General features: G+C 38.3%; 23 protein-coding genes. 17 read left to right on the top strand and 6 right to left on the bottom strand.

Going from position 1 to position 26,734, the window contains the following annotated elements; genetic code table 11:
* Positions 1-26: 26 nt before the first annotated feature.
* Complete coding sequence (locus LQ201_RS09540; protein ID WP_230141749.1) at positions 27-1,613, bottom strand: 7TM diverse intracellular signaling domain-containing protein; 1,587 nt, start codon at positions 1,611-1,613, stop codon at positions 27-29.
* Positions 1,614-1,768: 155 nt separating this feature from the next.
* On the opposite strand from LQ201_RS09540, the gene LQ201_RS09535 reads away from it, so the two are divergent.
* From LQ201_RS09535 to LQ201_RS09495, 9 genes are all read left to right on the top strand, one after another.
* Entirely contained in the window at positions 1,769-3,385 is a 1,617-nt protein-coding gene (locus LQ201_RS09535) for a Na+/H+ antiporter (RefSeq protein WP_230141746.1), read from the top strand.
* A gap of 154 nt (positions 3,386-3,539) precedes the next feature.
* On the top strand, positions 3,540-4,433 hold the full coding sequence (locus LQ201_RS09530; protein ID WP_230141744.1) for a FimB/Mfa2 family fimbrial subunit: 894 nt from the start codon (positions 3,540-3,542) through the stop codon (positions 4,431-4,433).
* A 95-nt stretch (positions 4,434-4,528) separates the two neighbouring features.
* Positions 4,529-5,812, top strand: a complete 1,284-nt coding sequence (locus LQ201_RS09525) for an ATP-binding protein (protein ID WP_230141742.1) — start codon at positions 4,529-4,531, stop codon at positions 5,810-5,812.
* Positions 5,813-5,862: 50 nt separating this feature from the next.
* On the top strand, positions 5,863-6,636 hold the full coding sequence (locus LQ201_RS09520) for a GDSL-type esterase/lipase family protein (protein WP_230141740.1): 774 nt from the start codon (positions 5,863-5,865) through the stop codon (positions 6,634-6,636).
* A gap of 191 nt (positions 6,637-6,827) precedes the next feature.
* Complete coding sequence (gene pxpB, locus LQ201_RS09515; protein ID WP_230141737.1) at positions 6,828-7,568, top strand: 5-oxoprolinase subunit PxpB; 741 nt, start codon at positions 6,828-6,830, stop codon at positions 7,566-7,568.
* A gap of 2 nt (positions 7,569-7,570) precedes the next feature.
* Positions 7,571-8,569 carry a biotin-dependent carboxyltransferase family protein gene (locus LQ201_RS09510; RefSeq protein ID WP_230141734.1) on the top strand — a complete coding sequence of 333 codons (999 nt, stop codon included), beginning with the start codon at positions 7,571-7,573 and terminating at the stop codon, positions 8,567-8,569.
* Complete coding sequence (locus tag LQ201_RS09505) at positions 8,566-9,327, top strand: 5-oxoprolinase subunit PxpA (RefSeq protein WP_230141732.1); 762 nt, start codon at positions 8,566-8,568, stop codon at positions 9,325-9,327. Before LQ201_RS09510 ends, LQ201_RS09505 begins: the two co-directional genes overlap by 4 nt.
* Complete coding sequence (locus LQ201_RS09500; protein WP_230141731.1) at positions 9,324-10,508, top strand: NRAMP family divalent metal transporter; 1,185 nt, start codon at positions 9,324-9,326, stop codon at positions 10,506-10,508. Before LQ201_RS09505 ends, LQ201_RS09500 begins: the two co-directional genes overlap by 4 nt.
* A gap of 11 nt (positions 10,509-10,519) precedes the next feature.
* Positions 10,520-13,081 carry a M1 family aminopeptidase gene (locus LQ201_RS09495; protein WP_230141729.1) on the top strand — a complete coding sequence of 854 codons (2,562 nt, stop codon included), beginning with the start codon at positions 10,520-10,522 and terminating at the stop codon, positions 13,079-13,081.
* A 278-nt stretch (positions 13,082-13,359) separates the two neighbouring features.
* On the opposite strand, the gene LQ201_RS25665 is transcribed toward LQ201_RS09495, so the two are convergent.
* Positions 13,360-13,494 carry a hypothetical protein gene (locus LQ201_RS25665; protein ID WP_256449172.1) on the bottom strand — a complete coding sequence of 45 codons (135 nt, stop codon included), beginning with the start codon at positions 13,492-13,494 and terminating at the stop codon, positions 13,360-13,362.
* A gap of 197 nt (positions 13,495-13,691) precedes the next feature.
* Here LQ201_RS25665 and LQ201_RS09490 point away from each other — a divergent pair, with 197 nt between their 5' ends.
* The 5 genes from LQ201_RS09490 to LQ201_RS09470 are packed head-to-tail and all read left to right on the top strand — an operon-like array spanning position 13,692 to position 19,733.
* On the top strand, positions 13,692-15,080 hold the full coding sequence (locus LQ201_RS09490; RefSeq protein ID WP_230146630.1) for a mercuric reductase: 1,389 nt from the start codon (positions 13,692-13,694) through the stop codon (positions 15,078-15,080).
* On the top strand, positions 15,077-16,036 hold the full coding sequence (locus tag LQ201_RS09485) for an ABC transporter ATP-binding protein (RefSeq protein WP_230141725.1): 960 nt from the start codon (positions 15,077-15,079) through the stop codon (positions 16,034-16,036). Before LQ201_RS09490 ends, LQ201_RS09485 begins: the two co-directional genes overlap by 4 nt.
* The gene (locus tag LQ201_RS09480; RefSeq protein ID WP_230141723.1) at positions 16,029-17,600 is read left to right on the top strand and encodes an ABC transporter permease/substrate-binding protein; all 1,572 of its coding nucleotides are present in this window, start codon (positions 16,029-16,031) and stop codon (positions 17,598-17,600) included. Before LQ201_RS09485 ends, LQ201_RS09480 begins: the two co-directional genes overlap by 8 nt.
* Positions 17,600-18,751, top strand: a complete 1,152-nt coding sequence (egtB, locus tag LQ201_RS09475; RefSeq protein WP_230141722.1) for an ergothioneine biosynthesis protein EgtB — start codon at positions 17,600-17,602, stop codon at positions 18,749-18,751. Before LQ201_RS09480 ends, egtB begins: the two co-directional genes overlap by 1 nt.
* A 7-nt stretch (positions 18,752-18,758) precedes the next feature.
* Positions 18,759-19,733 carry an L-histidine N(alpha)-methyltransferase gene (locus LQ201_RS09470; RefSeq protein WP_230141720.1) on the top strand — a complete coding sequence of 325 codons (975 nt, stop codon included), beginning with the start codon at positions 18,759-18,761 and terminating at the stop codon, positions 19,731-19,733.
* On the opposite strand, the gene LQ201_RS09465 is transcribed toward LQ201_RS09470, so the two are convergent.
* On the bottom strand, positions 19,730-20,803 hold the full coding sequence (locus tag LQ201_RS09465) for an aminotransferase class V-fold PLP-dependent enzyme (RefSeq protein WP_230141717.1): 1,074 nt from the start codon (positions 20,801-20,803) through the stop codon (positions 19,730-19,732). The two genes, LQ201_RS09470 and LQ201_RS09465, sit on opposite strands and share 4 nt — an antisense overlap.
* A 114-nt stretch (positions 20,804-20,917) precedes the next feature.
* Here LQ201_RS09465 and LQ201_RS09460 point away from each other — a divergent pair, with 114 nt between their 5' ends.
* Together LQ201_RS09460 and LQ201_RS09455 are read left to right on the top strand one after the other, a co-directional pair.
* Complete coding sequence (locus tag LQ201_RS09460) at positions 20,918-21,394, top strand: DinB family protein (RefSeq protein WP_230141715.1); 477 nt, start codon at positions 20,918-20,920, stop codon at positions 21,392-21,394.
* 113 nt (positions 21,395-21,507) lie between these two features.
* Complete coding sequence (locus LQ201_RS09455) at positions 21,508-21,891, top strand: VOC family protein (RefSeq protein ID WP_230141713.1); 384 nt, start codon at positions 21,508-21,510, stop codon at positions 21,889-21,891.
* Between the two features lie 145 nt (positions 21,892-22,036).
* Here the strand turns inward: LQ201_RS09455 and LQ201_RS09450 are convergent, their stop codons facing one another.
* The 3 genes from LQ201_RS09450 to LQ201_RS09440 form a co-directional block, all read right to left on the bottom strand.
* Positions 22,037-23,233, bottom strand: a complete 1,197-nt coding sequence (locus LQ201_RS09450) for an acetate/propionate family kinase (protein WP_230141705.1) — start codon at positions 23,231-23,233, stop codon at positions 22,037-22,039.
* Position 23,234: 1 nt separating this feature from the next.
* Positions 23,235-25,322 carry a phosphate acetyltransferase gene (gene pta, locus LQ201_RS09445; RefSeq protein WP_230141702.1) on the bottom strand — a complete coding sequence of 696 codons (2,088 nt, stop codon included), beginning with the start codon at positions 25,320-25,322 and terminating at the stop codon, positions 23,235-23,237.
* Positions 25,323-25,607: 285 nt separating this feature from the next.
* Complete coding sequence (locus tag LQ201_RS09440) at positions 25,608-25,826, bottom strand: hypothetical protein (RefSeq protein WP_029276033.1); 219 nt, start codon at positions 25,824-25,826, stop codon at positions 25,608-25,610.
* A gap of 172 nt (positions 25,827-25,998) precedes the next feature.
* On the opposite strand from LQ201_RS09440, the gene LQ201_RS09435 reads away from it, so the two are divergent.
* Complete coding sequence (locus tag LQ201_RS09435; RefSeq protein WP_230141695.1) at positions 25,999-26,676, top strand: competence protein; 678 nt, start codon at positions 25,999-26,001, stop codon at positions 26,674-26,676.
* Positions 26,677-26,734: the final 58 nt, after the last annotated feature.

Below are 26,734 nucleotides of genomic sequence, written 5' to 3'. Positions count from 1 at the left end.
AAAAGTAAGTTATTTTCGTATATTATTTAGGACGATTTGGTGAGATCTAACATCCAGGCATGCATATTCATTTCGCCATCTATCCCCAGTTTTTTACGAATTCTATATTTGCGGCTTTCTACAGCACGTACACTAAGTTTGCAGGTTCGGGCAATTTCTTTAGTATCAAAATTTAACATGATGTAAGCACAAAGCGTTAATTCAGCCGGTAGTAGTTGTGGCGAAATCTGAAGTAATCTTTCGATAAAGGTAGATTCAGCCTCACTAAACCGTTTCATAAATGAAGGGTCTCTGGCGTGTGCAAGTTCAATAAGTGCTTTTAAAGAAAAATGTTCAACAGGTTTTTCTGTTTTTGCATCGAGCTGTTTACGGTAACCCTCCACCTGTTCTTGAAGCATAATACGTTGCCTCCGAAAATGCGCATTATGTCGCGTCAATAACCTTAATCGTTGGCCATAAAGACCGAGGCTGATGAGTATTCCTTCAATTATTCCCGCTAAAGTGAGTAAATTATAACTGTAAGATTGAAAGGGTATTAATTCAGATAAACAAAAAACAAGGTAAATAGAAGCTAAGGCAACGGGGATCCATCCCAGTACGTAACACCAGATAAGAGGATTTTTTTTAGCATAGCCGCGGATGATAATCACTTTAACGCTACTGAACAGAAAAAGTAATGAGGTTAATAAAAATAAAAGATGTGTAAGTAAATTGGTGATGCTTCTGGCATCCCATAAAGAGCAGATTAGGATTAAACCCCATCCAAACATTAATACTTTGAAGAATTTATTGAGTTGCGGAAGTTGGCGTTTAAGTTTTAAAAAATAACTGTTAAACAAAATCGTAGCAATGTAACCAGCCGCAATAAAAAAGTGGGCGTGCACTAAAATAAACCTGGCTATCGAAGGGCCAAGCAATAAGCTATAACCTTGCAGATAACAGACCATTACAATGAAATAAAGCAAAATGATCCTTGCTATATATAGCGCAAAGAGTTTACTCCGTGTAACAACGAACATAAAAACATGAAAAATGAGAATCATCAATGCAATACCCATATAAATAGGTTGCACGCTATGTGCTTTAAATAAAGCATGGTTTAATACCGATTCGGTAACAAGTTTAACGGGTACAAGTAAAGTATTCATCGCCCGCATCCTTACGTACACTTCGCCAATTGGTGTTTTTACCTGTTTTAAGGGGAATACATAGCCGGTACCCAGAATGTTATCATTTTGTTTCAGGCTGAACATGCCAGCGCTTATCTGGTTTATCATCCCGCGTTCATCGTGATAAAATACCGTAATAGAATCGATGTTTGCATAATCGATAAACAGATAAGGAGTGGTTTGATTATTATTGTTAAAACGGAGCTTCATCCACCATACTTTACCGCTGGTGCCACCGTTAAAAATTGCTGATTTACCTTTTGAAAAACGTTTTGGCTTAAATTGCGCTACCTCTTCAACAGATGTTGTTTCGAGCGTGTCCTGCCAAAAGTATCCTGCTTTGCCAATGTTAACAAAAGTTTGTTTCTCCACCGGGATCACCGGTTGAGCTATGCAAAGACTGCTTTCTATCAAAAAAGCAATAAGAATAAAAATGGTCTTCATTAATTAAACCAATGTAAAAAAGCTGGGATGACTTATTACAGGGGAGAAATTATAGCTTTATAATAGAAATTCCAAATTTTATCTGAAAAAAGAACATCATGTTAATGGTTTGGCATTCGCTTCAAATTTGTATTTTAGACCAAGCCCCAAATTATATGCACCAGCTGATTATACAATACGCTTTCTTGCTTGCAATTATTCTGTTTGTGGTAATGCTCGCACAAAAAATCCGTGTAGCATATCCTATTTTATTGGTAATTGCAGGTTTAGCCTTAAGTTTTTTACCCGTACTTCGTAATATCGAGATCGAACCAGAACTCATTTTTGTAATCTTTTTACCTCCATTGTTGTATGAAGCTGCTTGGAATACTTCATGGAAAGATTTCTGGAAGTGGCGTAGGGTAATCAGCAGTTTTGCTTTTCCAATTGTTATTCTTACCTCAAGTATTGTTGCGCTAATTTCTCAAAGCCTGATTCCGGGTTTTACATGGGCCCTGGGTTTTTTGTTGGGTGGTATTATTTCTCCGCCAGATGCGGTATCAGCATCAGCCATACTTAAAAATGTTAAAGTGCCTAAAAGGCTCACTACAATATTGGAAGGCGAAAGTTTATTAAACGATGCGTCCAGTTTAGTGGTGTTCCGCTTTGCTTTAGCCGCAGTAATGACCGGAAGTTTCGTGTTTAGTAAGGCTGCTGGTAATTTTGTAATTGTTATTGTAATGGGAATTTTGGTCGGAATTGCAGTAGCCTTAGTTTTTTACGCTTTGCACAGATGGTTGCCAACCACTACAAATATTGATATTATCCTTACTTTTTTAACGCCATATGTAATGTATATAACCGCAGAGGAGTTTGGCTTTTCTGGTGTATTGGCTGTAGTGAGTGGCGGTTTGTTTCTTTCGGCCCGCAGAGACCAGATTCTTACCCACCGAAGCAGGTTGCAGGGGATAAATGTTTGGGAAGCGGTAGCTTTTGTGCTGAATGGCTTTGTTTTCTTGTTAATTGGTTTAGAATTTCCAGTAATTATTCGTGGTTTGGGCAACGATGGGCTTTTACCAGCCATCCGTTACAGTGCCATTATTTGCGCAGTTTTAATTGTTACGAGGTTGGCCAGTACCTATGGTGCTTTATACTTTACGCGATTCATTAGTCGTTATATTACCACTGCCGATCCCAATCCAAGCATGAAGGCACCCTTGCTTTTTGGCTGGGCAGGAATGAGAGGAGTGGTTTCTTTGGCTGCAGCGCTTTCTATTCCGGTAGCATTAAAATCAGGCGAAGCTTTCCCTCAGCGTAACTTAATCTTGTTTATCACTTTTAGTGTAATATTGGTTACTTTAGTTTTGCAAGGTTTAACCTTACCCGCATTGATAAAATGGGTAGATATGCCCGATCCCGATTATACCGTTCCTTTCGAGCAACAAAAACAAATGGTGAGAAAGAAATTATCCATGTTGTCACTTAAAATCCTGGATGAAAAGTATCACGATGCCTTATTGCATAACGATATGATCAGATCGATAAAAATTCGCATTGAGGCAGAAATGGAATTATTGAGAGATTGGGAAAAAGAAGAAAACATTTCAAGGTCTGACGGCTTTTATCACGACTATCGCATTGCACTTGAAGATATTATGGCTGAACAGCGTATTTTGTTGAAAGGACTAAATAAAAAAGAGCAGATTAATGATGAGCTGATTAGAGAACAATTAGAGCTGCTTGATCTGGAAGAAGAAAAACTTCGCAGGCATTTTAGTCATCGGGATATATAATCATCAGACTTCTTTTACTATACAATTTCTCAGTTTATGCAATTAAATGTATAATAATAATGGAGTGATGTATCCACATTGTGCGGCGTTATACATACATGTTTACACTACATAGCTGTAATTTCGGAGGTCGTTCACCTGATGAAATAAAGCTATGAAAATAAACTACTTTTTAAAAAGAATCATTTTATTGATGTTCTTGGGCCTGACAATGGCTTCTTGTAAGAAAAATATCAACGAGCATCCAGAAGATAGCGGTAAAAAACAAACCGTGAAATTTATGGTTAAGGGAGCTAATGATGACCTTGGAGCATTGGGCACTGAGGCAAATGTGCCGCTTAAGAATCTGATTAAGCAATTAACCATTGTAGTCTATCAATCTTTTACCGGACAAGAGTATACCCGGATTACCCAACTTGCTACCGATCCTAATTTTGGTGAGCTTAGTTTAGATCTCCCGCTCAATACCTATAATTTTGTAGCCATCGGTTCACGGTCGTTATTTGGAATCAATCAGTTTTATCAAGGTGCTACCAATACCGTTATTTTGCCCTTTAATGATGGAAACATGCAATATTGGCAGCCCAATCAGTCCCCATCCGAAAAATTGTATAAAACAGATGATACATTTGTGGCAACCATTATGAATACTATAAATGCCAACCAGACTATTAATTTAAACATGGATAGGATTGTAGGTAAATTGGAAGTAATTGTAGAGGATGTGGCGAATTATGAAGTTGATGTAAATAACGAAGCAACAGGTTATCTATTTGCTGCAAAAACGTCATTTGGCAGTATTGAAAATGATTTCGGTTATATCGTAAATAACACAAAAGGTCCTATTAGTATTTATATTCTCCGCACAGATAAGCCTTTAGAAATTGAAGTAAGCGGAGGTGGAAAAAGGCGATCGCTTTCTGTACCTGTTTATAAAAATAAAAGGACAGTAGTAAAGGGCAAATTATTGGAACCTATTGGTAAAGTTGGGTTTAGCTTTGTAATTAATGATAAATGGCTGGCCGATACTACACTCGTAACATTTTAATGCGACTTATTGGATTTTGCATGTGTATAAATGGGATGTTAAACAACTGCAATGATTGAAATATAATCATATATTTGCTAATTAATTTAGTAAGTATGTCGGTAAAGGTTAATATTACTTCAAAGGGAATACAAAAGGTTCTTAAAAATTATAATGAAAGGCAGGCTATTGCGGAGTACATTTGGAATGGTTTTGATGCCAATGCGAACACCATACGGGTAGATTACGAAGCAAATTCACTTGGCCTTTTAGAGCAGTTAACTATTGCTGATAACGGTTATGGTATTAATTTTGATCGCTTACAACAAAAATTCGATCCTTTCTTCGAATCTGAAAAATCCATTCAGATTGTAGCGCCGAAGCATACCTCAAAAATGCATGGCCGTAATGGAGTAGGGAGGCTTACTTTTTTTACTTTTGCACATGATGCCGTTTGGCACACCACTTACCAATCAGAACAAGGGTTTCGTTATGGCGAAATACACATTAGTACCGGTGGTTTAAACAGCTATAGTCACGATTTTACCACCGCTCCAAGCAGTTCTGGTGAGACTGGAACCACGGTTTCATTTACTAATCTAAGGATCAGTCAGCAAGATGTAGAAGAAACGGTACTTCCTTTTCTGATAAACGAATTCTGTTGGTTTATTGAATTGAACAGGGATAAAAATTATTCGGTCATTGTAAATGGCAAAACATTGGATTTTAGTAGCAATGTTAAAACTTTAGAAGAGTTTAATCTTTTTTACCCCGATACAGCCGTTACTTTTAAGATTAAATACGTTCATTGGAAAGAAAACCTGCATAAAGAACTGTCTAAATACTATTTTTTGGCAGGTGGTGAAGAAATTTATAAAGATTACACCACCCTAAATAAAAAGAGCGACGATTATTTCCACAGTGTTTATATCGATAGTGATTTTTTTCGTGATTTCGATTTTAAGAGTTTTGAAAATGAAGGACAGGTGGCCATATTTGGAGCCGCTAAATCTTCGGCGGAGTACCGGTTTCTAATTAAAGCGTTAACAGAATATCTTAAAAGTAAACGTAAACCTTTTTTAAAAGAATATGCGAACCGCCTGATTGAAAGTTACGAGCAAGATGATATATTTCCCGTTTATGCTACCGAAAGAGAAAAAGAATTAAGGAAGCCAGCGCTGGTTAATTTAATTAAGGGATTATATGAAGTAGAACCTAAATTGTTTAGTAGTTTAAATACCGATCAGAAGAAAACTTTTGTACGCTTGATTGATCTTTTAATGCGCGCTAACTTGCGTGATGAGATTTTTGAAATGTTCAATGGCATGATCGAATTGGAAGCCGAAGAGCAAGATGAGCTATTGAAATCGATAAAAGGCCTTGAACCAGCGAAAAATTAGATTTATAATAAGTAATTTTAGTAATTTGTTGCCGATAAAAACAGCTTTAGATGAAAAGATACCTATTATTGATTGGCATTTTACTAATTAACATCACACTATTATCTGCACAACATAAAAAGCGTAATCTCAATATTGTTTTTATCGGTAATAGTATCACGCAAGGCGTCCAGATTGCCAATGCTGCTGATGCTCCGCCTGCTATAGCCGTAGCTTATTTGCTTAAGCAAAAAGGAATAAACGAAGTTAAATTCAGCAATCAAGGCCATAGCGGTTATACCACTCTTGATTTTTTACCCAGTGCTGGCCGTACTTTTAACAAAGTTGAAGAAGCAGCCAACGCATTCACCAATAAAGAAGCATTACTGGTTTTTTCGTTAAAGCTTGGTACCAACGATAGCGCTATAAAAGGACCGCGTGGAGCTCCGGTTTCGCCTGATCAATATATTGAAAATGTAAAAACTATTGTGGATAAGCTATTGGCCGATTTTCCTACGGCCATTGTGGTGTTGCATCATCCTATCTGGTATAGCACAAACACCTATAATAGCTCAAAATATATGGAAGAGGGCTTGTTGAGGTTACAGGCTTATATTCCAAAAATTGATAGTCTTGTGGTAAATTATGGTTTAACTAATCCAAAACATGTTTTTGTAGGAGATAAAAAAGCATTCGGTTATTTTAAAAAACACCACCTTACCGAGTTGATTCCTGAGAAAGGGCAGGCTGGTACTTTTTACCTGCATCCAAATAAATTAGGCGCCGCATCTTTAGGCGAATTTTGGGGCAAAGCGATTAAACGGATAGTGAAAAAGAATTTTTAAGCCTTGCCTGGTGATTCATTTTAATGGATTACTATTTGAAAATACCTTCTATATGGTTTTTTGCGCATAATTAACTATGATTATTCACAAAACTTGTGATTTTAATATTATATAATCATTTTTATAGCAGCAGTTTAGTTGTTAAGCCCAGTTTATGAAGATCAATCATTGTTAAATCTTACTGTTTTTCTATGAACGAGCAGCTAGGGTATTGTGGAACAAATATTCCCATAAAAATTTACGGGTTGAGTGAAAAATCGGTTACTGTAGGATTCGGAACGACAATCGATCACGATTTGCTGGCCCTGATCACCGATTTTAACCAATTGCTGCTGCAAAACCCTTTTTCTGGTTTAATAACCACAGTCCAGGCTTATACTACATTAACTGTTTTTTTTGATCCCTTAATTGTGATGTTATCAGATCTTCCGGGGCAGGTTTGTTTCGAAAAAATATCAGCACATTTAAATAAAATTGTACAGATAAAAAGAGAAAAATCTAGCACAATACCTGATAAATTGATTATTCCTGTATATTATGGGGGCGATTTCGGACAGGATCTCTCAACGGTAGCCCGCACAAACAAGCTTAGCGAAACTGAGGTAATAGATATACATACTGCCGGGCAATATACTGTTTTCATGATCGGCTTTGTGCCGGGTTTCGCCTATATGGGCGGAATGGATCCCAGATTATCCACCCCTAGAAAAGAGGTTCCCAATGCTAAAATACCCACCGGATCTGTGGGTATTGCAGGCAATCAGACCGGTATTTATCCTATGGAAACACCCGGCGGGTGGCAGATTATTGGAAGAACTCCATTAAAAATGTTTGATGTAAACCGCTTACAACCATCACTTTTAAAGGGAGGCGATATGGTTACTTTTAAAGCCATTGGTATAAAGGAGTTTAATGCTTATGCTGAAATATGAGTATGAAGATCAGCATCATTAAGCCAGGTTTATTAAGCACCATTCAGGATATGGGACGATACCGATACCTTTCGCAAGCTGTACCTGTTTCGGGCGCAATGGATGAGCTGGCCCACCGGTTAGCGAATAAAGCTGTTGGTAACGATGATCATAATGCTACCATTGAGTTTACCTATGCCGATGCTTCATTTAAAGCTGAAACACCTGTTCTAATTTCTTATTCTGGTGATGGTGCAACGTTAGTTTGCAATAATGAAATAATGCCTGCAGAAAAGCCATTGTTTTTTCCGGCAGGTTCAGTTATAAAGCTGATCCATAATGCGATTGGGGTGCGTAGCTATTTGGCTATTGCTGGTGGATGGGATGTACCTGATGTAATGGAAAGTAAAAGCACCTATCTTACTGCTGCTTTTGGGGGCTTTAAGGGGAGAGCATTGCAAAAGGCAGATGTTTTGGTTAGCGGTACTTTACTTAGCGAAGTATCAGATGAAATATTGAATCATTTGATTGAAAGATCGTTAACCTATCCAAATTGGCGCATTTCGCGCGAAAGCTTACTGCCAGAGAACAGACAAACCATTAGAGTTGTACTTGCCAATGAAATCAGCTGGTTTGACGCAACATCCATTATTTCATTTTTAACCAATTCTTATACTATTGATAAAAGGAGTAATCGTATGGGTTATCATTTGTCGGGAAAGCCATTGGTGAGGAAAGTTAAAAAAGAATTGCTTAGTACGGCAGTAACACCTGGCGTTATTCAGGTAACCGGAAGTGGCGATTTGGTGATACTCATGGCCGACTGTCAAACAACAGGTGGCTATCCGCGTATCGCCCACGTTGCAGCGGTCGATTTACCTTTATGTGCCCAGTTAAAACCTGGCGATACTATTCATTTTTCCGAAATTTCGAGAGATGAGGCAGAAGCACTTTACCTTGAACGTGAACACGATTTATCGTTGATTACCATGGCAATAGGCCTTAAATATATTAAAACATGAAAATGATCGATCTTAATTGCGACATGGGAGAAGCATTTGGGAATTATACCATGCCCAATGATGAAAAACTGATGGATTATATTTCATCGGCAAATATTGCCTGCGGTTTCCATGCCGGCGATCCAACTGTAATGCAGCAAACTGTAGCTTTAGCCTTAAAAAAAGGAGTGGCCATTGGTGCGCACCCTGGTTTGCCCGATCTGCAGGGCTTTGGTCGTAGAGAAATGAAGATTAGCCCGAATGAGGCCTATCAGCTTACTTTATATCAAATGGGTGCATTAAGCGGTTTTGTCAAAGCTACAGGTAGTAAATTGCATCATGTTAAAGCACATGGCGCATTGTATAATATGGCTGCAAAGGATACAGCTTTGGCAAGAGCCATTGTTCAGGCCGTTTACGATTTCGACCCTGGTCTGATCTTATATGCTTTGGCAGGAAGTAAGATGATTGATGAAGCTGAAAAAAAGGGGATTGTAACCGCATCAGAAGTTTTTGCCGATCGCAGTTATCAGGATGATGGTTTACTTACGCCTCGGTCAGCAGACAATGCTTTAATTACCAATGAAGAAGATGCCATCAGTCAGGCATTGGGATTTGCTTTAAATCAGGAAGTAAATAGCATAAATGGAAATCGCATTGCGGTTAAAGCCGAAACGGTTTGTTTGCATGGCGATGGTGAACACGCTGTTGCTTTTGCTAAATTAATAGCCGAAAGGTTAAAAAAAGAAGGCATAGCTATTAAAGCCCCAACAATATGAAGCCAAAATACAATTGGAGTGTACTTTTAGGGGCGGCTTTTTTAATGGCTTCATCAGCCATTGGCCCTGGATTTTTAACACAAACCGCAGTTTTTACCCAGCAATTAGGCGCAAGTTTTGCATTTGTTATATTACTATCCATCATATTAGATGCCATTGCACAGTTAAACATCTGGCGGATTATTGCTGTTGCCGATAAACCTGCTCAAGATATAGCCAATAAGGTATTTCCAGGTTTGGGCTACTTTATTTCTTTCCTGGTTTTTTTAGGTGGTTTGGCTTTTAATATTGGTAATATTGCTGGCGCTGGCTTAGGACTCAATGTATTATTCGGCATTAGTGTAGGGCAGGGTGCTGTAATAAGCGCAATTATGGCAATAGGTATCTTTATATACAAAGAAGCCGGCAAGGCAATGGATGTTTTTGCCAAAACCATGGGGCTGATTAAAATTGTACTCGCCTTAATTATTGCCTACACCAGTTCGCCACCATTGGCAGAAGCCGCATTAAGGGCTGTAAATCCTACGCAGTTTAGTTTTACGGCAGTATTAACCATAGTTGGTGGGACAGTGGGTGGTTATATCACCTTTTCGGGCGCTCATCGTTTATTGGATGCCAGGCAAACGGGGATCCATAATTTAGGTGCCGTAAATAAAGGTGCATTAAGTGCCATTGGTTTGGCGTCTATTATGCGCTTATTGTTGTTTATTGCAGCTTTAGGGGTGGTAAGCAAAGGTTTTACCTTAGACCCATCGAATCCAGCTGCTTCAGTTTTTAAATTGGCCAGCGGCGAAATCGGTTATAAGATTTTTGGTGTGGTAATATGGGCTGCAGGGATTTCTTCTGTTGTGGGCTCAGCATATACTTCCATTTCATTTATTAAGAGTTTTCACCCACTGATATTAAAGTTTAACAGAGAGATTATCATAGCCTTTATAACCATCTCCTGCATTATATTTATCCTCATCGGTAAACCCGTTAAAATACTGCTTACAGTAGGTGCCATTAATGGTTTTATTTTACCCATTGCACTAGGTATTATGCTTATTGCCGCTTATAAAACCAAAATTATTGCAAATTACAAACAACCGTTTTGGTTAACCTTAACAGGTTTAGCTGTGGTATTAACCATGGTTTGGATGAGTTATGGTACCATTATACAAATGATAAAAGGAGAATAAATCTTTATACAATGAATACGATTGCCAAATATTTTTGCTTTTTCTTCCTATTAAGTGCTACCGGTTTTGCGCAACAGGTTACTAATCCCGTAGCCGTTGAACCTGGAGTTTCTCTTGCATTGGCAAGTTCCAGAAGTGCAGCCATAAGTAATATTCAATATAAGCTTCACTTTATCATTCCAGCAGAACAAACAGCGCCAATTCAATCAACTGAAAATATTGATTTTAAGTTAAATAGGTTAATTTATCTGCAGGTTGACTTTAAGCAGAGTGCAGATCATATAAAGCGAGTATCGGTTAATGGCAAAACGATACCGATTGATTTTAAAGCCGAACATATCTTAGTAAAACAGGAGTATTTAAAAGTAGGCGATAACCATATCGAGATTGGGTTTATTGCGGGCAACGAATCATTAAACCGAAACAAAGACTTTTTGTATGCACTTTTTGTTCCTGATCATGCCAGAACGGTATTCCCGTGCTTTGATCAACCCGATTTAAAATCTAAATTTTTACTTTCATTAACCGTTCCAACTGATTGGCAGGTAATGGCTAATGCCATTAAAAAATATTCGTTTGCTCAAGGAAATTCTACTACCTATCATTTCAATAATTCGGATAAACTACCCACTTATTTATTTTCCTTCACTGCGGGTAAATACACCCTGATAAATAGGGAAATGAAAAATAATAAAATGGAATTTTTGCACCGCGAAACTGATTCAGCCAAAATTAAGCTCAGTGTAGATTCTGTTTTTGTAGCACATCGTGATGCGCTCGATTTTTTGGAAGACTGGACAGCTATAAAATATCCTTTTCAAAAAGTGGGTTTTGTTAGTATTCCAGATTTCCAGTTTGGCGGTATGGAACATCCTGGGGAGGTACAGTATAAAGCATCAGCATTGTTTTTAGATCAAGGTGCAACCAAAGATCAGTTCATTTCGCGTTCTAACCTGATTTCGCATGAAACCGCACACATGTGGTTTGGCGATCTGGTAACGATGAAATGGTTTAATGATGTTTGGATGAAAGAAGTTTTTGCCAATTTTATGGCCGATAAGGTAACCGAAAAATTAATGGGCAAAAGTACTTTCGACCTTAAGTTTTTGCAAGACCATTATCCGGCAGCTTACGGAGTAGATAGAACACTGGGCGCCAATCCCATTCGCCAGCAACTGGATAACTTACAAGAGGCTGGGTCGATGTATGGAAATATTATTTACCATAAAGCACCGATCATGATGCGTCAATTGGAATTATTGATGGGAAAACAGAATTTTCAACAGGGTATAAGGGAGTATCTAAAAAAGTACAGTTACAGCAACGCTACATGGAATGATTTGATTGCCATTTTAAGTAAATATAGTAAAAGTGATCTCCAGAGTTGGAACAAAGTTTGGGTAAACGAACCTGGCAGACCGGTTTTTAGTTACGATATTAAATACAATGGAGATAAAATAAGCGATTTAAGCTTAAATCAAAGTAGTGAGATGGGGCAGCCACGGGTATGGCCGCAATCTTTTACAGTTAAGCTGGTTTACCCAACAGCGAGTAAGATTTTAGTTGTAGATGCTAAGCTTGCTAAGACCGATTTAATTGAAGCAAAAGGTCTTCCAAAACCACTGTATATTTTATTTAATGCAAACGGTGCGGGCTATGGCCTTTTCCCGATAGACAAAGAGATGATGGCAAATCTTTATGATCTTGTTGACCCGTTAGAACGGGCATCGGCCTATATCAATGCTTACGAAAATATGCTTTCGGGAAAAAGCACTAAGCCTAAAGAACTTCTGGCTGTGTTTTTACAAGGATTGTCGGTCGAGAAAAACGAGATGAACCTCAGGCTGATTACGGGATACCTAACCAATATTTACTGGACATTTCTTACTGCTGAAGCACGGAATGCGATGTATGAAAGTATGGAGAAAACAATATGGAATGCAATGGAGCAACAGCAAACACAAAATAACAAAAAGATTCTGTTCAATGCTTATCAAAATGTATACCTGAGTGCGGATGCAGGAAAACGCATGTATAATATCTGGCTCAAGCAAACCGCACCAAATGGAGTTAAATTGTTAGAAGATGATTATAGCGCATTAGCATTAACGCTAGCCCTTAAAACAGATACTGCAAATACCATCTTAAAAGATCAATTGGCACGGACCAAAAATGAAGATCGTAAAAACCGGCTTATTTATTTAATGCCCGCATTATCTTTAGATGTTAAGGAAAGAGATAATTTTTTTAACGGCTTAAAAGACCGGAAAAACCGACAGAAAGAGGCCTGGGTAACTACAGCTTTATCTTACCTGCACCATCCCATCAGGCAAACAAGTTCTATTCGCTATCTGAAAGAAAGTTTAGATTTGTTGGAAGAAATACAGAAAACAGGAGATATATTTTTTCCACAATCGTGGTTGGCGGCTACATTTTCGGGTTATAACAAAAAAGAAGCAAATGCAGTGGTACAGGATTTCTTAAAAACACATCCTGCTTACAATCCGAAACTAAAGGATAAAATTTTGCAGACTACAGATAATCTTCGCCGTTCACAGATCATTTTACATTAACTTTAATGTAAATAAATTTGTTACATACAGGTCTAAGAAGAATTTATACTTTTGTCGCGAGAGCGTTAATTTAGATTGAAAGGGGTAAACATGAATTTGTTTGCCCTTTTCTTTTTTTTATGTTTATTTATAAAACATATTTATTGCTAAGGACTTAAACTTAAGTTCTTAATGCGCTTAATTTCTTAATGTTCAAATTGAATCTGCTCATTTTTTACCACCTGAGAAATGTGAGATCACCTGAGTTTAGCGATCAAGATTTGAAGTCTTATTACTTATTAATTAAAAGCTTCTGTTTGACTGTTCAGATCGTCTAACAAACTGTTTAATAAAATATCTCTTTTATCTTCAATTGAAGAATCATCCTGGATAAAAACGGTAAGGTTCGTATTTTCTGTTGTTTGAGGTTGCATATCAGGCTGCGGTTTATGTTTGTCAATTAAATGTCTACAATTATCTAACGTCGATTTTAGAATATAGTTTGTAACTTTTTTATTCGAACTTGTAATGTCTCAATTGGGCATAGTATAAATTAATATAGACCAAACATTGGGCTAGTATTTAGGTTATGTCTTTCAGAACAAAACAAATTCTATTAATCTGGAAAGCGATGAAACACTACGATGCAATAATTATAGGTGCAGGGCAGGCCGGAACGCCTTTGGCCAAAAGGCTTGCCGAAGCAGGTAAAAAAACAGCGATTATAGAAAAAAGATATGTTGGCGGCACATGTATTAATGATGGTTGTACACCAACAAAAGCAATGATCGCTTCTGCAAGGGCAGTGTATCAAGCCAAAAGAGCAACTGAACTGGGCGTAGAAGTTGGAGCGATCAAAATTGATTTTAAAAAGATAAAGCAACGGAAGGACGATATAGTAAACGAGTTCAGGTCGTCATCTGAAAAAGGCCTTAAAAACACTAAGGGACTTGAGCTTATATTTGGAACAGCCAGATTTAATAGTGAAAAAGAACTGTCCATTGCACTCAACGATGGCGGTGAAGAAAAAGTAACTGCCGAATGGATTTTTATCAATACTGGTGCAAAAACTACCATACCGGATATTGAAGGATTAGGTGAAATTAACTATCTTACATCGACAACAATTTTAGATCTTAAAACTGTTCCCGAACACCTAGTGGTTATTGGCGGAAATTACATCGGGCTTGAGTTTGGACAAATGTTTAATCGATTTGGCAGTAAAGTAACCGTTTTGGAAAAATCATCAGGCATATTAGCGAGAGAAGATCAGGATATCTCATCAGCACTTACTGAAATTTTAACCGACGAAAACATCGAACTGATCACTGATGTTAAAATCAAGAAGATAGCGCAGGATAAAAAACAGATTAGCATTACGCTGGAATCTGGGAAAATCAAAAAAGAAATACCAGCGAGTCACGTATTGGTAGCTGCAGGCCGTACTGCTCAGACTGCAGGTTTAGATCTTGGAAAATGTGGCGTAAAATTGGATGACAAAGGGCATATTCTTGTTAATGAAAAACTCGAAACCAATATAAAAGGGATTTATGCACTCGGTGATGTAAAAGGTGGCCCTTCATTTACACATATTGCTTATAACGATTATACCATTATTTATCGGAACCTCATGGAGGGCACAAATTACTCTATTCAAGATCGGCCGGTGCCATATTGCATGTTTACCGACCCTCAACTTGGGCGGATAGGTATTTCTGAAAAAGAAGCAAAAGAAAAGAAATTGAATTATAAAGTTGCCGTTCTGCCCATGTCGAATGTTGCGCGCGGTATTGAAACAAACGAAACTTTAGGGCTGATGAAAGCAATTGTAGATGCAGATAGCAAAAAGATACTGGGAGCTGCTATCCTGGCCTCAGAAGGTGGAGAAATCATGTCTGTTCTTCAAATGGCGATGGAAGGTGGGATTACTTACGATAGGATCAGATATTGTGTATTTGCACATCCTACTTATTCCGAATCGTTAAATAATCTATTTATGAAAATCGATAGCGAATTATGATCCAATTAAAAGAGATAAGTAAGAAATTTGGAGATACCCAAGCGGTAAATAAAATCTCTTTTAAGGTAGAAGAAAAGGAAACGCTGGTATTGTTGGGCACAAGTGGCTGTGGTAAAACCACCACGCTAAAAATGATCAACCGGTTAATTGAACCCGATGCAGGCCAGGTTTTTATCAATGACGAAAATATAACCAATCAAGATCCTGATGTTTTACGAACGGGAATTGGTTATGTGATGCAGAATATTGGGCTTTTTCCACACTATACCGTCGCTGAGAATATTGCAGTTGTACCGAAACTTTTAAAATGGGATAAAGAAAAAATTAAAGTCCGAACGCAGGAGCTGATCAAAAAACTCCATCTTCCTGAAAATAGTTTATCTATGTTTCCACATGAGTTGAGTGGTGGACAACAGCAGCGTGTAGGCCTTGCCCGTGCTTTGGTTACAGACCCTTCTGTATTGTTAATGGACGAACCTTTCGGCGCTTTAGATAACGTTACCCGAACCAGTATCCAAAAAGAATTTAAGGGATTAGAAGAACTAAAAAGGAAAACCATTGTAATGGTTACACATGATGTTCAGGAAGCTTTTGAATTGGCAGATCGCATTTGTTTAATGGATAAGGGGAAAATCATCCAGATCGGAACACCCAAAGAATTGCTTTATCAACCGGTAAATGATTTTGCAAGGAAATTTTTAGCCGGACAAAGGTTAGCCCTCGAATTTAAAGTAGTTAAAATACAGGATATTTGGACTTATTTACCTAAAGGGGCACTACAAGATGGGAGAAGCCTATCTGCTGATTTGAATGTATGGGATGCGATGGAGTTGTTGCGGAGTTCTGATCGGAGCGAACTTCTTGTTTCTGGTGCCGATAAAGAAAGCAAAGCCGTTAATTTCGAACAGTTAACCAAAGGATTTAACCAATTTCAAAACGCGCAGGCGCATGAATGAGCATCAGCAAACTTTATGGCAGTTTATGCATGAGCAATCTGATAAATTGTTTTCCCAAACCCTGCAGCATGTTGGATTAACGTTTATTTCCTTACTTTTTGCCATCGCCATTGGCTTACCACTTGGTGTATTGATTGCCAGAAAAAGAAAACTATCAGGGACAGTTTTAGGAATTGCCGGCGTATTGCAAACGGTTCCGAGCATTGCCTTATTGGGATTTATGATCCCCATTTTAGGAATTGGTGCAAAACCTGCAATTGTGGCGCTGCTTATTTATGCCTTGTTACCGATTATCCGCAATACCTATACAGGCATTATTGGCATCGATCAGCATGTGAAAGAAGCCGCCAGGGCAATGGGGATGAGCAAGAGCCAGATACTGTTAAAAGTAGAATTACCTTTAGCTATGCCCGTTATTTTGGCAGGTATCCGTACTGCAACGGTAATTAATGTAGGCGTAGCCACATTGGCCTCTTTTATTGCAGCGGGTGGATTAGGAGAGTTTATTTTTGGAGGCATTTCGCTCAACAATACCAACATGATTTTAGCTGGAGCTATTCCTGCTGCCTTATTGGCCATTATTCTCGATGCCTTGCTTTCTCTCGTTCAGAAAATGAATTTTAAAAAGCTGAGAAAAGCATTGTACATTTTGCCAGTTGTGATTTTAATTTTAGGTGGTTTTTATGCACTTCCGTCGGCTTATGGTTCTACCTTAACCGCTGGATTTACCCCTGAATTTATGGGTAGGCAAGACGGTGATCTTGGATTGAAATCTACCTACGGCTTAAAAATTCATACCATTGTAATCAGCGATGCGGTTATGTACAAGGCCGCTTTTTCAAAAGAATTGGATGTAATTAGCGGTTACTCTACTGATGGCCGTTTGAAAGCCTTTGATCTAAAGATTTTAAAAGACGATAAAAGTATTTTTCCACCCTACTATGCTGCGCCAATTGTTCGGGATGAAGCATTGAAGCAATTTCCCCAATTAGCAGAAACTTTGAATCTACTTGCTGGTGAAATTACGGATTCGGTTATGACCGATCTTAATTACAGAACAGATTATTTGCATCAAACACCAGAACGCGTAGCAAAAGATTTCCTTATCAGTATCGGTTTGTATAGAGCACCAAAAAACGGACATAAGGGTGTAGTGAGGATAGGATCCAAGATTTTTGGGGAACAATATATTCTGGCCGAAATGTACAGCATGCTGATTAGAGGAAATACAGATTATGAGGTATCTACCAAAACAGGACTTGGTGGAACAAAAATCTGTTTTGATGCACTGATGAATGATCAGATCGATTTTTATCCAGAATATACAGGAACAGGCCTGTTGGTTTTGCTTCAGCCCGATCCAAAAATTGCTAAGGAAATGGCGCATGATAAAGACAAAACTTATGATTATGTCTCCACAGAATTTGAAAAAAAGTTTAAGATCAAATGGCTTAAACCTATAGGTTTCAATAATTCTTATGCTTTAATGATGCGGCAAAAACAATCAAAAGATCTGAATGTTAATACCATCACAGATCTTAAAAACTATTTAGATAAAAATTAATGACACTGGTAGAAGAATACTTGCAGATCAGGAAATACTCAGAACAAATTTGCGAACCGCTGCAAACAGAAGATTATGTGGTACAACCAATTGTGGATGTTAGTCCTCCAAAATGGCATTTGGGACATACCACCTGGTTCTTCGAAACCTTTATATTAAAGCCGTTTTCTGCTAATTATCAGGTATATAACGATGAATATAATTTCGTTTTTAACAGTTATTATGAAACGGTTGGTAATCGGGTAATCCGGACAGATCGTGGTAATTTAAGTAGACCGAGCGTAAATGAAATTTACCAGTACAGGGCTTATGTAGATGAAGCCATGGTGAAATTCCTGGCGACGACACCAACAGATGAAGTAAAAGAGCTGTTGATTTTGGGTTTTAACCACGAGCAGCAGCACCAGGAACTTTTACTAACCGATATTAAATACATTTTAGGAAACAACCCGCTTTTTCCAACTTATTCGAAAAACCAAAAAGAAGTTTTAACCGTAAGTGAAATAGAACCTGGCTTTATCAAAATTTCAGAAGGAATTTATGAGATCGGTTATGATGGAAAGGATTTCAGCTTTGATAATGAATTAAACAGGCATAAAGTTTACCTGCACGATTTTTCAATCAGTAAAACATTGGTCAACAATGCAGGATTTATCGAATTCATTGGTGCAGGCGGTTATGAAAATTTTAATTTCTGGCATGCTGAAGGATGGGATTGGGTGAAAAACAACAACATTAGTGCACCCATGTACTGGCATTTAATTAACGGAAAATGGTTTAATTATACTTTAGCTGGTCTTTTACCTATCGATTTAACCGCACCGGTAAGCCATATCAGCTATTACGAGGCTTATGCTTTTGCAAGCTGGAAAGGCATGCGTTTACCCACTGAATTTGAGTGGGAAATAGCAGCCAAACACTTTAATTGGGGCGAACGATGGGAGTGGACCGAAAGTGCCTATTTGCCTTATCCCGGTTTTAGTAAAGCACCGGGCGCCATTGGCGAGTACAACGGAAAGTTTATGGTTAACCAGAAAGTGCTTCGCGGTGCATCAATTGCCACGCCTGAAAATCATTCACGTATTACTTATAGAAATTTCTTCCACCCACATTTAAGGTGGCAATATACAGGCATCCGATTAGTAAAATAGTATAGATATGACCACCACCACTATCGAAACAGCAACAGACAACAAAACACAGTTCCTCCAAGAAACCTTGGCTGGCTTACACTCCGAGCCAAAATTTATGCGCTCTAAGTATTTTTACGATGCTAGCGGAGACCGCATTTTTCAGCAGATTATGGAAATGGAGGAATATTATTTAACCAAAGCAGAAATGGAAATTCTGCAATATCAGGCCAACCAGATTTCTCAGGCAATATCAGCCGATGGGAGCGCTTTTGATTTAATCGAACTGGGTGCTGGCGATGCCACAAAATCCATTCACCTGCTCAAATCATTGTTGCATAATCAGTTGGAATTTAGTTACTTCCCGATTGATATTTCCGCGCATGTAATTTCAGATCTGGAAGAAAGTTTGCCTAAAAAACTTCCCGGGTTAAACATGAAAGGTTTAAATGGTGATTATTTTAATATGCTCAAAAGTGCTACAGAACAATCTGGCCGCAGAAAAGTAGTGCTTTTTATGGGGGCAAATATCGGAAACATGAGCATAGCCGATGCCGGAAAATTCTGCTCGTCATTAAAAAAACTGCTTTCTCCTAAGGATTTGTTGATCATTGGATTTGACCTAAAAAAAAATCCCCAGCAGATTCTTTCTGCCTATAATGATAAAGGCGGAATTACCCGGTCATTTAACCTCAATCTGCTTCAACGGATCAATAAAGAATTAGAGGGCAATTTCGACCTGAACAATTTTGAGCATTATGCTTGTTACGATCCGGCATCTGGTGCCTGTAAAAGTTACCTCATCAGTTTAAAGAAACAGATTGTGAATATTGGTCAAAATGCCATTCATTTTGCAGAAAATGAGCATATTTTTATGGAAATATCACAAAAGTATTCGCTTAATGATATCGATCAGCTTGCAGAAAAAACCGGATTTAAACCGCTTCAACGTTTCTTCGATCAACATCAGTATTTTGTAGATGCCATCTGGAAGGTAGACTAGTTACGATTATCCAGAACCTGTAACAGTTGATTTAAATCCTCTTCTGTATTATAAAAGTGAAATGAAATCCTTGTGCCTGCCCCTCGTGGTGAGCAAAGGATTTTGGCTGCAGCGATTTTGTCAACTGTTTTTGGATCCAATGGCATACTCATGATGGTAGATTGATGTTTTCGCTCCAATGTCCAATCTGGAATTAATCCCCTTGAATTTAATGCTAGCCTGGCTTTGTTGGAAATTGCCTGTGCAGTTTTTTCAATCCAATCGAAACCAATTGAGCCAAGTTCATTTAAGCTTTCGTTTAATGTGCCGAAATTTAAAGTGTCTAAATGGCCTGGTTCGAAACACATAGATAGGTGGTCTTTACCTTTTAAGAAAGGTGCTTTAGGCAATTCGGCCAGTTTGTTTTTGCTGTAAATCGCATCTTTCATCCGATCGGAAAGAAATGCATAACCGTTTCCGTATCCGGCTAAAAGCCACTTATAGCCACTTCCAATCAAAGCATCCAGGCCTGACTTTTCAAAGTTAAAATTTGTTGTACCTAAAAATTGAGTGCCGTCACCGATCAACAAAAGATCAGGATATGTAACTTTTAATTTCTGGATAAATTCATCATCCATCCTTAATCCGCTAATGTATTGTACCATGCTAAATGCCAGCACAGTAGGCTTAAATTTTTCAATGGCAATGATGATCTTTTCTTCTAGCTTTTCATCAATGGCTATGCTATGGTACTCAAAACCCATACTGATTACAGGATAACTCACAGATGGATATTCCTCTTCCAACAATAGAAAACGATGGTTTTTGTTCAACCCACTCAATAAAGTATTAAAACCTACTGAAAAATTCTGAACAAGATAGGTGTTCTCGGATTTTGAGCTGAAAAGTTTAGCAATGTTATTTCTGAGGTCGGTAATGATGGGCAGGCTTTCCGTTCTGAAAATACTTCCTCCGGTTATAAAGTCTTGATCATGTTTAGTTCTCCATTCTGCCAGATTGGTAGATAAAATGCCAGAATTAGCGGTGTTGAGATAGGTATATGCGGTGAGGATCGGAAAAGATAGGTTCATGCCCAAATTTAAAAGAATTGTGCGTTAAAAAAATAGATGCTGCCACCGAAATTGATTTTTATACAAACCTATGAGAATCACGTTTGTTAGATTTATACAATCTGCTAATGTTATATGGAAAATCAAACATCAATACTGGTTACGGAACTTAAAATATTATTAAATGGGGGTGGAGCGCATGTAGGGTTTAAAGATGCTGTTGCCAATTTGCCTTTTAATCTATTGGGCGAAAAGCCTTACAACTTACCTTACAGCATTTGGCAATTGGTCGAACACATTAGAATCGCTCAGTGGGATATGCTCGAATTCAGTAAAGATGGATCGCATCGATCGCCTAAATGGCCAGACGAATACTGGCCTAAAGAACTGGCGCCTAAAGATGAACATGCCTGGAACAATACACTAAAACAGATTGATGCCGATCTGAAAGAATTTATTGCTTTGTTAGATTCTTCAGATTTATATGTGCCAATCCCGCATGGCGATGGACAAAGTGTATTACGCGAAGCCCTACAGATTGCCGATCATAATGCCTACCACGTTGCCGAAATTGTAGTTATCAGGCGTTTATTGGGTGCCTGGAAAAGCTAAAGGAAGTTGTCTTGTTTAGGCCCGTACTTTGCCGCTTATGCAGCCTTTTACTATTGTTTTAATCCGTTAAATTTAACTGTTCGTTCTCGTGAAAATTGAATAAAAAAAAGATTATGTTACAAAACTCAAAAGCATTCAGCTCATTTTCTGTAGACGATATACAGAAAGCAAAAGATTTTTATCAAGGCGTATTGGGTATCGAAGTGAAAGATAACCCGATGGGCGTAATTGAACTGGTTATTCCCGGATCAGCAAATGTATTACTTTATCCAAAACCAAATCATGTTCCGGCAACTTTTACGGTACTTAATTTTCCTGTCGGAAATATAGATCAAGCGGCCGACGAACTTATTGCTAAAGGAATAAAGTTCGAGATTTATAATGAAGAGTATCTCAAAACGGACAGTAAAGGCATTTCCCGAGGAAACGGAGGGCCAAACATTGCCTGGTTTAGAGATCCTGCCGGCAATATTTTGTCTATTTTGGAAACCGATTAGGCCTGACTGGACTTCCGAAGTTGGCCATGAGCATTGCCATTGGCGCAAACTTCGGAAGTCTTTTCCCAGCCAAACTTCAAAAGTTTTTATCACTAAAAGTGAAATTCCATGGCTGGTGGCTTACCATCCAAAGATAATCTTACTATTAACCTATAAGCTCAAAACATTGGTGAGCAATTTCATATTCTTCGTTGGTTGGAATAACCAGGATTTTTACTTTGGCGCTTGCCTTGTTAATTTCTTTCAATTCTCCATTATAGGCTGTATTTTGAGCTGGATCTAATTCAATACCCAAATAATTCAGCTCCGAACATACAGACTCACGCATGTTACTGTCGTTTTCGCCTACACCAGCGGTAAATACAATCGCATCTATACCGTTTAAAATAGCTGCATAAGCTCCAATAAATTTCTTGATCCTATAAGCATAAAGTTTTAGCGCCAAAATTGCAGCTACATTGCCTTCGCTTACCATTTTTCTAATGTCGCGCATATCGCTCGAACCACCTACACCTAACAGTCCCGATTGTTTGTTAACCAGGGTGCTCAACTGCTCTAAAGTATATCCAGAATGCTCCATTAAATGAAAAATAACCGATGGATCGATGTCTCCAGAGCGTGTGCCCATCATTAAACCGCTTAATGGGCCAAATCCCATACTGGTATCTATCGATTTACCATTTCTAATGGCCGTAATACTGCAGCCGTTGCCCAAGTGGATGCTGATAATTTTTGTATCAACTTTATTTAACCATTTAATGGCCTGCTCACTTACATATTTATGGCTGGTGCCATGAAATCCATATACCCGGATGCCATGTTCTTTGTAATACCATTCTGGAATGGCATAACGATAAGCCTGTTCTGGTATGGTTTGATGAAATGCTGTGTCGAAAACGGCAATTTGTTTCGCGTTTACAAAAGTCTGTTCGGCTACTTCAATACATTTATAATTAACCGGATTATGCAGCGGCGCAAGAGAAAACAGCTTTTTGATCTGATGTTTTACCTCGTCTGTAATAAGGGTTGCACCTGTAAAGTGCTCACCTCCATGCACTACTCTATGGCCAACGGCTGCAATATCATCAGGGCTGGCTATTACCGCGTATTCTCCCTCAGTGAGTAAAGCTAAAACCTGTTTTAAGCCTTCGCCGTGGTTAGCAATAAAACCTGATTGTTCTATGCTATGCTTTTCGTTGTTGTGATAAACTGTGTGTTTAACAAATGAGCCTTCAATGCCAATACGCTCTACCAGACCGCTGCAAACCGGAGCTTTTTCTGGCATGTTAAAAAGTTGGTATTTTAAGGAACTGCTTCCGGAGTTGATTACTAAAATGTTCATATTAAATATCTTGGCATTGGATCGCTGTAATTACAACGGTATTAAAAATATCATCTACCGTACAACCACGGCTTAAATCGTTTATTGGTTTATTTAAGCCCTGTAACATTGGGCCAATAGCCAGTGCACCGGTTTCGCGCTGTACCGCTTTATAGGTGTTGTTTCCGGTATTTAAATCGGGGAAGATTAATACACTTGCTCTACCTGCTACCTCAGAGCCTGGTAATTTTTGTTTGCCTACCAAGGGGTCTACAGCAGCATCATATTGTATCGGACCTTCAATTTTTAATTCCGGATGCCTTACTTTAACTATGGCAGTGGCTTCTCTCACGCGTTCTACATCTTCACCTTCTCCTGATGTGCCAGAAGAATAAGATAACATGGCAATGCGTGGCTCAATGCCGAATTTGGCACTGCTTTCTGCTGAAGAAATTGCTATTTCTGCCAGCTGTTGGGCAGTAGGATTGGGGTTAACCGCACAATCTCCAAATATGGCCACCCTTTCTGGCAGGCACATAAAGAAAATGGATGAAACCACCGATACGCCTGGCTTGGTTTTAACAAACTGTAAAGCAGGCCTGATGGTGTGCTGCGTGGTATGAACCGCACCCGAAACCATCCCATCGGCATCACCCTTGTAAACCATCATGGTTCCGAAATAAGAAACATCGGTCATCATATCCCTGGCCATTTCGAGGTTTACATTCTTGGCTTTACGTAGTTCGTGCAAGGTATCTACATAATCGTTATAATGAGCCGATTGGCCAGGATTATGTATTTTTATAGCATTGGGATCCAGATTTAATCCAAGTCTTTTAATCGTGTTGGTAATTTCGGCTGGATCGCCCAAGAGCGTGATGTCTACAATGTCCTGGGTAATGAGTTTCTCCACTGCTTTTAAAATGCGTTCGTCATTTCCTTCTGGTAAAACAATATGTTTTTTATCGCGTTTAGCCCATTTAACCAGTTGATATTGAAACATATGTGGTGTAATTCCCTGATAGCTGAAAGTGATAATTTTATCATCAAGCGCTTTAATGTCGACATATTTTTCGAAAAGCTCTATCGCGACTGCAATTTTCTTCTTGTTTTCGATTGTGATTTTGGAGTGGATACCGCCAATGGTTGTAGTGGTTTCGAACGTTCCCTTTTTAACCGCTATTATTGGAATAATGGTTTGTAAACCTTCAACCAATTTAATAATGGGCTCATCCGGTAAACTGCCTGCGGTTAAAACAATGCCCGCAATTTTTGGGTAGTTGGCTGATAAGTTGGCCTGAAGTGCACCAATAATGATATCGCCACGATCGCCGGGAGTAACGATAAGCAGGTTATCTTTTATATGCCTTAAAAAATTGGGCAGCATCATGGCACCGGTCACAAAATTATCAACCTGGTTATCCAATAATTCAGATCCAAAAAGGACCTCACCACCCAGTGCCAATGTAATTTCTTTCATGGTTGGACTTTGCAGGCCTGTTTCAGTGGGAATAACGGCGATAAGTAATTCGGCTGGCAATTGATTGGTTAAAGCCTGTTTAATACGGTCTGCCTCCTCTGGGTTCACCATGTTGGCCACTACGCCTAATACCTGCACATCTCGCAACAGGAAGTTACGGTAAATGTTGATGGCCGATTTAAAAAGCTGACTTGCAGTTTTGTTCTTTCCCGATACCACTATTAAAACTGGTGCACCTAAGTTTTTGGCCATTAAGGCATTCGATTCGAACTCAAATGCCATGCCTTCGCCTAAAAAGTCGCTGCCTTCGATTACTGTGAAATCATAGTTGTCTTCTAGCTTTTTATATTTACTGATAATGGTATTAATAATTGCTCCACTATCTTCTGCTTGATGCAGCATTTCTTGGCGGGTAAAGGCAAAAGCATCCTCATATTTAACAGGGAGTGAGAAATAATCCAACATGGCTTCTACATGTTCATCTTTTTTATTCTGATCGTCTTGCGCAATAATGGGTTTAAAGTAACCTACTTTTTGTGTTTTAGCCAATAACATATTGATCATTCCGAAAGCAATTACTGATTTTCCGGTATAGGGTTCGGCCGAAGCAATAAATATATTTTTAGTCATAAATAAGGGTCAATGTATAGGAATAACCAATCACGGCCAATATAGTTGGAAATATCTATTTTAAAAACTAAAAGAGGTTAAGTTTTTAATTGCATGATTAGAATGATTAGAAAACCGGAGTCAGCTATTCTGACAGTCGTAAACATAAATAGCAAAGGCAGGAAGTAGCTGTATGACAAATATAGAATATCATCCGGAGAAGTAATTTATTGCTTATTTGTATTGCGATTCAAATTGGCCCCTTCTTATCAATGGTTGAGCTGTAACAGCTAAATTAAATCGTTTTTATGCATTTGATTCAATCAATAACTTTAACATTTTCAGCCTGTGTATAAGTGGTAGGTTCACTTTTGCATCAGGATTAAGCTTTAAAGGCATAAAATGACTTTCTAGAAAATGGGCATAATCGGTAATTACAGTAGCCTGATTAAGATAAATTGGGACCTCTTGCTTTCCTGCCTGGGTAAAAAAATCTTCTAGCTGCTGTATTTCTTGAATGGTCATACTGCAAAGTTATCATTCTATTTTGAGCTGATTGAAATATTTTTTTTTAACAGGTGGTATCTGGCTAATGCTCAGTCATAATTATTTTTAAATTTTGTATGTACTAAAAATTTTAGTTTAAATTTGTTTTCCCTAATTAATTGTTTTAGTGTTCTAATCACATTGAAAGAGAATGAACAATAGTGAAATGAAAAAGGATATCCTCCGTTCAGATATGATTCAGGATATTTCATCACTTAAAAAAGAATATTGCCGAAAGGAGACCGCTTGGCACCGAGATTGGAAATTGGCCTTCCCGCCGTCATTTAGAGAAGTTGCTTTTTATGATGCAGCCAATGCTGATATTCACCGTGCTGATGTATTTACTCCATCCGGTTATACCATTGAGTTTCAAAATTCTCCGATCACATTGGCCGAGCTTAATAGCAGAGAGGCGTTTTATCCAAATTTAATATGGGTATTGAATGGCAAAAAATTTAAGGGATTTAAAATATTAAAACACTTGCCTGATGTAGATGACCCAAGGCTAAAGGATTACGAGTTTTGCCATTCCGATCACCTTTCGATGGTCAGGAAATCGGAGGTAATGCAGGGGCTGCCCAATCCAAAAATACTTAATTTTTACCATCCCGAACTTCAAGGTATTAAACTCACCTCAAACCTATATTCTTTTTGTTGGAAACAGCCACATAGTGTATGGTATTTAGCTACAGCAAAAATAATTGTAGACTTAGGTGGGCATTTTTTATATGAGCTAAAACAGCGTAACCAATTAAATGGAAATTATCCTTACCTGAAAATGTTAAGTAGGAAAACCTTTATCAATTGGCATACCCCGCCAGAGCTTTAAGTATAACTTCGAAAAATAAATTCAGCAATTAATGATAAAATTAGGAGCGCGCATAAGT

This window comes from Pedobacter sp. Bi126, assembly GCF_918698245.1.
GTDB lineage: Bacteria > Bacteroidota > Bacteroidia > Sphingobacteriales > Sphingobacteriaceae > Pedobacter.
This window is presented reverse-complemented; position numbering and strand designations above follow the sequence as displayed.

Coding starts and splice junctions, on each gene's coding strand:
- LQ201_RS09485 (WP_230141725.1), top strand. CDS start 15,077: ATGATCCAATTAAAAGAGATAAGTAAGAAATTTGGAGATACCCAAGCG.
- LQ201_RS09520 (WP_230141740.1), top strand. CDS start 5,863: ATGAAAAGATACCTATTATTGATTGGCATTTTACTAATTAACATCACA.
- LQ201_RS09450 (WP_230141705.1), bottom strand. CDS start 23,233: ATGAACATTTTAGTAATCAACTCCGGAAGCAGTTCCTTAAAATACCAA.
- LQ201_RS09530 (WP_230141744.1), top strand. CDS start 3,540: ATGAAAATAAACTACTTTTTAAAAAGAATCATTTTATTGATGTTCTTG.
- LQ201_RS09535 (WP_230141746.1), top strand. CDS start 1,769: ATGCACCAGCTGATTATACAATACGCTTTCTTGCTTGCAATTATTCTG.
- pta (WP_230141702.1), bottom strand. CDS start 25,322: ATGACTAAAAATATATTTATTGCTTCGGCCGAACCCTATACCGGAAAA.
- LQ201_RS09525 (WP_230141742.1), top strand. CDS start 4,529: ATGTCGGTAAAGGTTAATATTACTTCAAAGGGAATACAAAAGGTTCTT.
- LQ201_RS09540 (WP_230141749.1), bottom strand. CDS start 1,613: ATGAAGACCATTTTTATTCTTATTGCTTTTTTGATAGAAAGCAGTCTT.
- LQ201_RS09480 (WP_230141723.1), top strand. CDS start 16,029: ATGAATGAGCATCAGCAAACTTTATGGCAGTTTATGCATGAGCAATCT.
- LQ201_RS09495 (WP_230141729.1), top strand. CDS start 10,520: ATGAATACGATTGCCAAATATTTTTGCTTTTTCTTCCTATTAAGTGCT.
- egtB (WP_230141722.1), top strand. CDS start 17,600: ATGACACTGGTAGAAGAATACTTGCAGATCAGGAAATACTCAGAACAA.
- LQ201_RS09505 (WP_230141732.1), top strand. CDS start 8,566: ATGAAAATGATCGATCTTAATTGCGACATGGGAGAAGCATTTGGGAAT.
- pxpB (WP_230141737.1), top strand. CDS start 6,828: ATGAACGAGCAGCTAGGGTATTGTGGAACAAATATTCCCATAAAAATT.
- LQ201_RS09465 (WP_230141717.1), bottom strand. CDS start 20,803: ATGAACCTATCTTTTCCGATCCTCACCGCATATACCTATCTCAACACC.
- LQ201_RS09500 (WP_230141731.1), top strand. CDS start 9,324: ATGAAGCCAAAATACAATTGGAGTGTACTTTTAGGGGCGGCTTTTTTA.
- LQ201_RS09455 (WP_230141713.1), top strand. CDS start 21,508: ATGTTACAAAACTCAAAAGCATTCAGCTCATTTTCTGTAGACGATATA.
- LQ201_RS09440 (WP_029276033.1), bottom strand. CDS start 25,826: ATGACCATTCAAGAAATACAGCAGCTAGAAGATTTTTTTACCCAGGCA.
- LQ201_RS25665 (WP_256449172.1), bottom strand. CDS start 13,494: ATGCAACCTCAAACAACAGAAAATACGAACCTTACCGTTTTTATCCAG.
- LQ201_RS09490 (WP_230146630.1), top strand. CDS start 13,692: ATGAAACACTACGATGCAATAATTATAGGTGCAGGGCAGGCCGGAACG.
- LQ201_RS09470 (WP_230141720.1), top strand. CDS start 18,759: ATGACCACCACCACTATCGAAACAGCAACAGACAACAAAACACAGTTC.
- LQ201_RS09435 (WP_230141695.1), top strand. CDS start 25,999: ATGAACAATAGTGAAATGAAAAAGGATATCCTCCGTTCAGATATGATT.
- LQ201_RS09460 (WP_230141715.1), top strand. CDS start 20,918: ATGGAAAATCAAACATCAATACTGGTTACGGAACTTAAAATATTATTA.
- LQ201_RS09510 (WP_230141734.1), top strand. CDS start 7,571: ATGAAGATCAGCATCATTAAGCCAGGTTTATTAAGCACCATTCAGGAT.